The sequence below is a fragment of the Serratia sp. 506_PEND genome, assembly GCF_001076875.1.
Classification (GTDB): domain Bacteria; phylum Pseudomonadota; class Gammaproteobacteria; order Enterobacterales; family Enterobacteriaceae; genus Serratia; species Serratia marcescens.
Genome location: NZ_JVEL01000425.1, coordinates 44,200 through 52,312 on the forward strand (window position 1 = coordinate 44,200; position 8,113 = coordinate 52,312).

The 8,113-nt window shown below is 63.0% G+C and carries 5 protein-coding genes; 2 read left to right on the top strand and 3 right to left on the bottom strand.

Annotated features, from left to right (window positions below):
• Positions 1–33 precede the first annotated feature (33 nt).
• Complete coding sequence (locus ADK28_RS16235) at positions 34–558, top strand: NAD(P)H-dependent oxidoreductase (protein WP_048796095.1); 525 nt, start codon at positions 34–36, stop codon at positions 556–558.
• A gap of 28 nt (positions 559–586) precedes the next feature.
• On the opposite strand, the gene treC is transcribed toward ADK28_RS16235, so the two are convergent.
• The 3 genes from treC to treR all read right to left on the bottom strand — a co-directional run bounded on the left by treC (position 587) and on the right by treR (position 4,819).
• A complete protein-coding gene (gene treC / locus ADK28_RS16240) occupies positions 587–2,251 on the bottom strand; it encodes an alpha,alpha-phosphotrehalase (RefSeq protein WP_048796096.1) in 1,665 nt (554 codons plus the stop codon).
• A gap of 67 nt (positions 2,252–2,318) precedes the next feature.
• Positions 2,319–3,734, bottom strand: coding sequence for a PTS trehalose transporter subunit IIBC (gene treB, locus ADK28_RS16245; protein ID WP_033638875.1), 1,416 nt, complete (start codon positions 3,732–3,734; stop codon positions 2,319–2,321).
• 137 nt (positions 3,735–3,871) lie between these two features.
• Positions 3,872–4,819 (bottom strand): trehalose operon repressor TreR, encoded by a 948-nt coding sequence (gene treR / locus ADK28_RS16250; protein ID WP_016929286.1) that lies wholly within the window; start codon positions 4,817–4,819, stop codon positions 3,872–3,874.
• A 424-nt stretch (positions 4,820–5,243) separates the two neighbouring features.
• Between treR and mgtA the strand changes: the two genes are divergently transcribed.
• Complete coding sequence (gene mgtA / locus ADK28_RS16255) at positions 5,244–7,952, top strand: magnesium-translocating P-type ATPase (RefSeq protein ID WP_048796097.1); 2,709 nt, start codon at positions 5,244–5,246, stop codon at positions 7,950–7,952.
• Positions 7,953–8,113: the final 161 nt, after the last annotated feature.

The window sequence follows — 8,113 nt, forward strand, 5'->3', positions numbered from 1 at the left end:
ATGCCCTCATCTTCTTATGACCGAGGAATCATTATGTCACGCATTTTAGTGTTAACCGCCCACCGCACCCCCGACGAGTCGCGCATTAATAAGGCGCTGATCGAGGCCGTACGCCCGCTGCCTAACGTTACCGTACATGAGCTGATCCGCGCGTACCCGGATTACCGCATCGACGTGGCGCGCGAACAGGCGCTGCTGCAGAGCCACGATGCGGTAGTGATGCTGTTCCCGTTTTACTGGTACAGCTCGCCGGCGATCCTCAGCGAATGGCAGGATGCGGTATTAACCTACGGTTTCGCCTACGGCAGCGAGGGCACTAAACTGCACGGCAAGCCGTTGCAGCTGGTGGTGAGCACCGGCGGTAACGCGCAGGCTTATACGGCGGAAGGGTACAACCGTTATCCGGTGCAGGATCTGCTGCTGCCGTTCCACGCCATGGCCAACCTGACCGGCATGGATTACCTGCCGCCGCATCTGGTGCAGGGCGTGTTCGACATGAGCGATGAACGCCTGGCGCAAGAGGCCGCCGGCGTGGTGGCGCTGCTGGGGAAATGGTAGGGCGCAGCGCTCGCCGCGCCCTGCGGGGTTAGTCTTCGAGTAGCCACCACACCGCTTCGAACGGCCGCAGCGTCAGCGCCTGCGGCTGATCCGCTGAGTCGCTGTAGTTGCTCATCAGCGGGCGCCACTGCGCGGAGGCTTCCACGCCTTCCGCCGCCCAGGCCAACGGTTCGCGGCTCAGGTTGGCCGCGACCAGCAGGCGCTGGCCGTTCCAGCTGCGCTGATAGCACCACAGCGCCGGGTGTTCCGGCGCCAGATCCTGATAGTCGCCGTGGGTCAGCAGCGGATACTGCTTGCGCAGGGTGATCAGCTGGCGGTAGGCGTAAAACACCGAGTCGAGATCGGCCAGCGCCGCCTCGGCGTTGATCTGCGGGTAGTTCTCGGCGCAGCCGATCCACGGCGTGCCGGTGGTGAAACCGGCGTGCGGCGCGGCGCTCCACTGCATCGGCGTGCGGCCGTTGTCGCGCGATTTGTCGGCCAGGATTGCCAGCAGTTCGGCATCGCTGCGGCCCTGAGCGCGCAGTTCAGCGTACATGTTCAGGCTTTCCACATCGCGATACTGTTCAATGGCGCGGAAGCCGGGGTTGGTCATCCCGATCTCTTCGCCTTGATAGATATAAGGCGTGCCCTGCATGCCGTGCAGCACCATCGCCAGCATTTTGGCGGCCGGCGCCCGCAGTACGCCTTCATCGCCGAAGCGCGACACGATGCGCGGCTGATCGTGGTTGCACCAGAACAGCGCGTTCCAGGCGCGGTTATGCATCCCTTGCTGCCAGTGGCGGAAGATCTGCTTCAGCTCCACGTAATCCGGCGCCGCCCGCGTCCATTTTTCGCCGCCGGCGTAGTCCACCTTCAGGTGGTGGAAGTTGAAGGTCATCGACAGCTCTTCGCCGCTCTGCGCCGCATAACGCTGGCAATGCTCGAGCGTGGTGGAGGACATCTCGCCCACCGTCATCAGGCCGCGCGGCTGAAACACTTCGCGGCTCATCTCCTGCAGGAACTCGTGAATGCGCGGGCCGTCGGTGTAGAAGCGGCGGCCGTCGCCCTGGCTGTCGGACGGGAAGTCCTGCTGCTTGGACACCAGGTTGATCACGTCGAGGCGCAGGCCGTCGACGCCTTTGTCCGCCCAGAACTGACACACTTTCTTCAACTCTTCGCGCACCGGCGGGTGTTCCCAGTTGAGATCCGCCTGCTCGGCGGCGAACAGGTGCAGGTAGTACTGGCCGCTGTCGGCGTGCCACTGCCAGGCGTTGCCGCCGAACTTGGAGCGCCAGTTGTTCGGCGGCGTATCGCCTTCGCCGTCGCGCCAGACGTAGAACTGACGATACGGGCTGTGGCGATCCTGCGCGGCCTTGAACCACGGATGCTCGGTCGAGGTGTGGTTGAACACCATGTCCATCACGATGCGGATGCCGCGCTGGTGGGCGGCGGCGACCAGCTGCTCGAAGTCCGCCATCGTGCCGTAAGCCGGATCGATGGCGCAGTAGTCCGCCACGTCATAGCCGTTGTCCACCTGCGGCGATACGTAGACCGGCGTCAGCCAGATGGCGTCGACGCCCAGCTCCTGCAGATAGTCCAGCCGCCGGGTCACGCCGGCCAAATCGCCGTAGCCGTTGCCGGTGCTGTCCTGAAAACTCTTCGGATAAATTTGGTAGATGACGCCGTTCTGCCACCAGGGGGTTGGGTTGCTCATAGTTCAATACCTTTGAATCGTGACAACGGGCCCGCGCGAGCAGGCCCCTACATTCATCTTGCGTCAATTAAACCGGCAGCTCGCCGCGGGCGGCCTTGCGTTTGTAGACCATGATGGTCAGCACCAGCGGGATGACGATCGCCACCAGAATCGCCAGCGAGTAAATCAGCCAGAACTGCGGTTTGATAGACAGGATGCCCGGCAGGCCGCCGACGCCGATGCCGTTGGCCATCACGCCGTCCAGGCCGCAGATAAGGCCCGCGATCGCGGAGCCGATCATCGCGCACAGCATCGGGAAGCGGTATTTGAGGTTGATGCCGTACATCGCCGGTTCGGTCACGCCGAGGTAGGCGGAGATCGCCGCCGGCACCGAGATTTCACGCTCGTTGGCCTTCCGGCTGATGATGATGATGCCGAGCACTGCCGAGGCCTGCGCGATGTTGGACAGCGCAATCAGCGGCCACACCGGGGTGCCGCCCATGCTCTGGATCATCTGCATGTCGATGGCCAGCGTGGTCTGGTGCACGCCGGTGATCACCAGCGGCGCATACAGGAAGCCGAACAGCGCGGCGCCCACCGGCGCGAAGCTGCCGGTCATCACCGCTTTCACCGCCCAGGCGACGCCGTCGCCGATCATGCGGCCGAACGGCCCGATCAGCGCGTGCGCCAGGAACACCGCCAGCAGCAGCGAAACCACCGGCACCACCACCAGATAGAGATAGTCGGGGACGATCTTTTTCAGCCGGGTTTCGATCCAGCCCAGCGCCATGCCCGCCAGGATCGACGGGATCACCTGCGCCTGATAACCCACTTTCTGGATCACGAACCAGCCGAAGTTCCACACTTCCGGCGTTTGCTGGCCGAGCAGGTAGGAGTTCATCAGCTGCGGCGACACCAGGGTGACGCCCAGCACGATGCCGAGCACCGGCGTGCCGCCCATCTTTTTCACCGTCGACCAGCAGATGGCCACCGGCAGGAACATGAAGATCGCTTCACCGAGCAGCCACAGGAAGTCGTAAACGGTTTTCCACGCCGGGTGCATCTGCGCCAGCGTTTGGCCGCCGGACATCGGGATGTCGCCGATCACGTTGCGGAAGCCGAGGATCAGACCGCCGCTGATCAGCGCCGGCAGCAGCGGGAAGAAGATTTCGGCGAAGTGGGAGATGGTGCGCTCAGACCAGGTCATGTTCTGGCGCGCGGCCACCTTGGCCTGTTCCTTGTCGGCCTCGTTGACGCCGGTGCTGGCGATCAGGGCCTGATAGTAGTCGCCGACGTCGGTGCCGATCACCACCTGGAACTGCCCGGCGTTGGTGAAGCACCCTTTGACCATCGGCAGCGCTTCGATCTCTTTCGGTTTCGCCTTGTTGGGATCGTTGAGGACGAAACGCAGCCGGGTAATGCAATGGCTGACGGTGGCGATGTTCTCGCGGCCGCCGACCAAAACAATCAGGCGATCAATATCCTGCTGTTTTACTTTGCTCATTATGGGATACCTGCAGAGGTGTTGACTGAGTAATGATCAAAGCTTAGCCACTCGGCTTTTTGAATGAAATGGGAACGTTCCCGGTTTGGGGCGAGGATCACAAAATGACAAAAAATGGTCAACTTCTAAGCAGGTCGTCAGGAAAGTTTGCTGGGCACCACCAGGCGGCGGATCCCCTGTTCGCCGCTGAGCTGCGCCAGCAGCTGCTGCGCCGCCAGCAGGCCGGCGCTGCCGTAGCCGAACTCCACCGACAGGGTGTCGGGGAACAGGAAGCTGAGCAGCGGGGTGTTGCCGATGGCGCACACTTGAATGGCGCGCGCCGGCTGCTGCTGCAGGTACTTGATCGCCCCCAGGGCGATGCTGTCGGAGGCGCAGATCAGCGCGCTGGTATGCGCATCGATCACTTCGGCGGCGTGCTGGAAACCGCTCTGGTAGCTCAGCTCGCCCAGCGTGGCGCGCGGCGTGAGCGTGAGGCGTTCACAGGCGTCGAGATAGGCCTGATAGCGGCGCTGGCCGGTGGTGGCGTCGCTGAGCTGCACCCCCAGATAGCCGATATGCCGATGCCCTTGTTGATACAGGCGATCCATCAACAGGTTCACCGCGCCGGCGTCGTCATAGCAGACGGACGAGAAGCCGTCATATTCGCGCACCATCACCACCATTTTTTCCTGCCACGGCTTGAGCATCGCCGCGGTCAGGCCGGTGAAGCCGAACAGGATCACGCCGTCGACGTTGCGCTGATGCAGTACGTGCAGATGCTCCTGCACCAGACGAGTTTCGAACTGGCTCTCCATCACGATCGGATCGAAGCCCTGCTGGTACAGCAACGGCAGCATGGTGCGCACCGCCTGGTTTTCCGACGGCGAATCGAGACGGGAAACGATGATGCCCACCACTTTGTCGCTCTGGCCGCGCATGGCGCGCGCCGACTTGGAGGGGGTAAACCCTTGCTGACGGATCACCGCTTCCACCCGTTCACGGGTTTGCGGGCTCACGCTGCCTTCATTGTTCAACACGCGTGAGACGGTGGATTTGCCTACGCCGCTCAGGCGTGCGATGTCCTTGATGGTCAGCCGGTTTTGCATGGTTTACTTTTCGTTGAAGTGGACAGGCGTAACATAATGGCCTGTAAAACAATGCCCGTCAGCATAGCTCATTTTCCTACGGGGATCTTGATGCAAAACGGGATTGTTGCACTGCGCTGAACGGCCGCTCCTGCCGCTCTGTTTTTCCCTTTACCGGAGGTTATTCCCCATATGGACCCCGACCCGACTGCTTTAGACACTCACTCGGTTCTCCGGTAAAACCTCTCCGCCTGGCGCTGCTGTTTTACCGGTGAAGTACATCACGGTAACCGGTAGCGCGCGCTTCGTCGTTCGCTCCTGCTGCTGAAAAAAAGAATAAGGATCTGCGTTGGCAGAGGCTTTTTGGCGCACCCGCCATCCGCCCGGCCGATGACGATCCCCGTTTACCCGCTGCCGTGAGGCACCGGGCGACGAGGTGCGAACCATGAAACTGAAAAAACTCCCCCGTCAGCTGCTGGGCCTGTTCGCCCGCGGCCTCCCGCGCCGTTTGGTGCGCCGCGACAGCCTGCTGGACAGCGTCGGCGGCGCTGCGCGCGATATGCCGGCCGGCCTGGCTCAGCAGCGGCTGGCATGCGCCGCCGCAGAGACGATGCAGCTGTTTGAGCGTTTCCACAGCCACCCGGAAGGCATTACCGCCCATGAGGCGGAGCAGGTGCGCCAGCGCTGCGGCGAGAACGTCATCGACGATCAGCAGAAAGAGGCCTGGTGGCAGCACCTGTGGCACTGCTACCGCAACCCGTTCAACCTGCTGCTGACCGCGCTCGGCATGATCTCTTACGCTACCGAGGATCTCACCGGCGCCTTGGTGATCGCGCTGATGGTGCTGATCTCCACGTTGCTGAACTTCATCCAGGAGGCGCGCTCCAACCGGGCGGCCGATGCGCTGAAGGCGATGGTGAGCAACACCGCCACGGTGATCCGCAGCGACGCGCTCACCGGCAAGAGCGAACACGTGGAGCTGCCGATCGCGCAGCTGGTGCCGGGCGATATCATCAAGCTGGCGGCCGGCGACATGATCCCGGCGGATCTGCGCGTGCTGTCGGCCAAGGATCTGTTCATCAGCCAGGCGGCGCTGACCGGCGAATCGCTGCCGGTGGAAAAATCCGCGGCGCCGCAGGCGCTGGCGGCCGATCCGCTCGACTGCCGGAACCTGTGCTTCATGGGCACCAACGTGGTCAGCGGCACCGCGCTGGCGATGGTGATCGGCACCGGCGGCGGCACCTACTTCGGCCAGTTGGCGCAGCGCGTCACCAGCCAGGATGAGCAGCCGAACGCCTTCCAGAGCGGCATCAGCAAGGTCAGTTGGCTGCTGATCCGCTTTATGCTGGTGATGACGCCGATCGTGTTGCTGATCAACGGCTACACCAAGGGCGACTGGTGGGAGGCGGCGCTGTTCGCGCTGTCGGTGGCGGTCGGGCTGACGCCGGAGATGCTGCCGATGATCGTCACCTCGACGCTGGCCAAAGGGGCGGTGAAACTGTCGCGCCAGAAGGTGATCGTCAAACGGCTGGACGCCATCCAGAACTTCGGCGCCATGGATATTCTGTGCACCGACAAGACCGGCACCCTGACCCAGGACAAGATCGTGCTGGAGCGCCATACCGATGCGTTCGGCGCCGGCAGCGAGCGGGTGCTGCGCTACGCCTGGCTGAACAGCTTCTACCAGACCGGGCTGAAAAACCTGCTCGACGTGGCGGTGCTGAGCTGCGCGGAGCAGAACCGGCAGCCGGAGGCGCTGCAAAACTACCGCAAGGTGGATGAGATCCCGTTCGACTTCGTGCGCCGCCGCATGTCGGTGGTGGTGGCCAAAGACAACGAGTATCACGAGCTGGTGTGCAAGGGCGCGCTGGAAGAGATGCTGGCGATTTGCAGCCACGTGCGCCACGAAGACGAGGTGATCCCGCTGAGCGAGGCGCTGCTGGCGAGGATCCGCCGCATCACCGACGATCTCAACCAGCAGGGGCTGCGGGTGGTAGCAGTGGCCAACAAGATCCTGCCGGCGCAAACCCATGAATACGGCGTGGCGGACGAGTCGGATCTGATCCTCGAAGGCTACGTCGCCTTCCTCGATCCGCCGAAGGAAAGCACCGCACCGGCGCTGGCGGCGCTGAAACAGAACGGCGTCACGGTGAAGATCCTCACCGGCGACAACGAGCTGGTGGCCGCCAAAGTGTGCCGTGACGTCGGGCTCGAGGCCGATCACCTGCTGCGCGGCAGCGAGATCGAGCAGATGGACGACGAGCAGCTGGCGCAGGCGGCGGCGCGCACCACGGTGTTCGCCAAGCTGACGCCGCTGCACAAAGAGCGCATCGTCAAACTGCTGCGCCGCCAGGGGCACGTGGTGGGCTTTATGGGCGACGGCATCAATGACGCGCCGGCGCTGCGCGCGGCCGACATCGGCATCTCCGTCGACTCGGCGGTGGACATCGCCAAGGAAGCGGCGGACATCATCCTGCTGGAAAAAAGCCTGATGGTGCTGGAGCAGGGGGTGATCGAAGGGCGCCGCACCTTCGCCAACATGCTGAAATACATCAAGATGACCGCCAGCTCCAACTTCGGTAACGTGTTCAGCGTGCTGATTGCCAGCGCCTTCCTGCCGTTTCTGCCGATGCTGCCGCTGCACCTGCTGATTCAGAACCTGATGTACGACATCTCGCAGATCGCCATCCCGTTCGATAACGTCGACGACGATCAAATCACTCAGCCGCAGCGCTGGAACTCCGCCGATCTGGGGCGGTTTATGGTGTTCTTCGGGCCGATCAGCTCGATCTTCGACGTGCTGACCTTCTGCCTGATGTGGTGGGTATTCAAGGCCAACACGCCGGAAATGCAGACGCTGTTCCAGTCCGGCTGGTTCGTGGAAGGGCTGCTGTCGCAGACGCTGATCGTGCACATGATCCGCACGCGCAAAATTCCGTTTATCCAGAGCCGCCCGTCCTGGCCGCTGTGCATCATGACGCTGGCGGTGATCGCCACCGGCATCGGCCTGGTGTTCTCGCCGTTGGCCGGCTTCCTGCAGCTGCAGGCGCTGCCGCTCGGCTACTTCCCGTGGCTGGTGCTGATCCTCGCCGGTTACATGGTGCTGACCCAGTGCGTGAAAGGCTGGTTCGTGCGCCGCTACGGCTGGCAATAACCCGTTCGCCCCCTCCGGCCGGGAGGGGGCAACTGTGATCCCGTCCGCTTTTTCACCGCAACGGTTGGACATCTGTTCTGTGCTGAGTCTTTATCTACAGCGTTGGCTGTTTTCCCCTGCGCCTTTCAAGCCACCGCGTTGTTGGCTGTACGCCCCCCCCC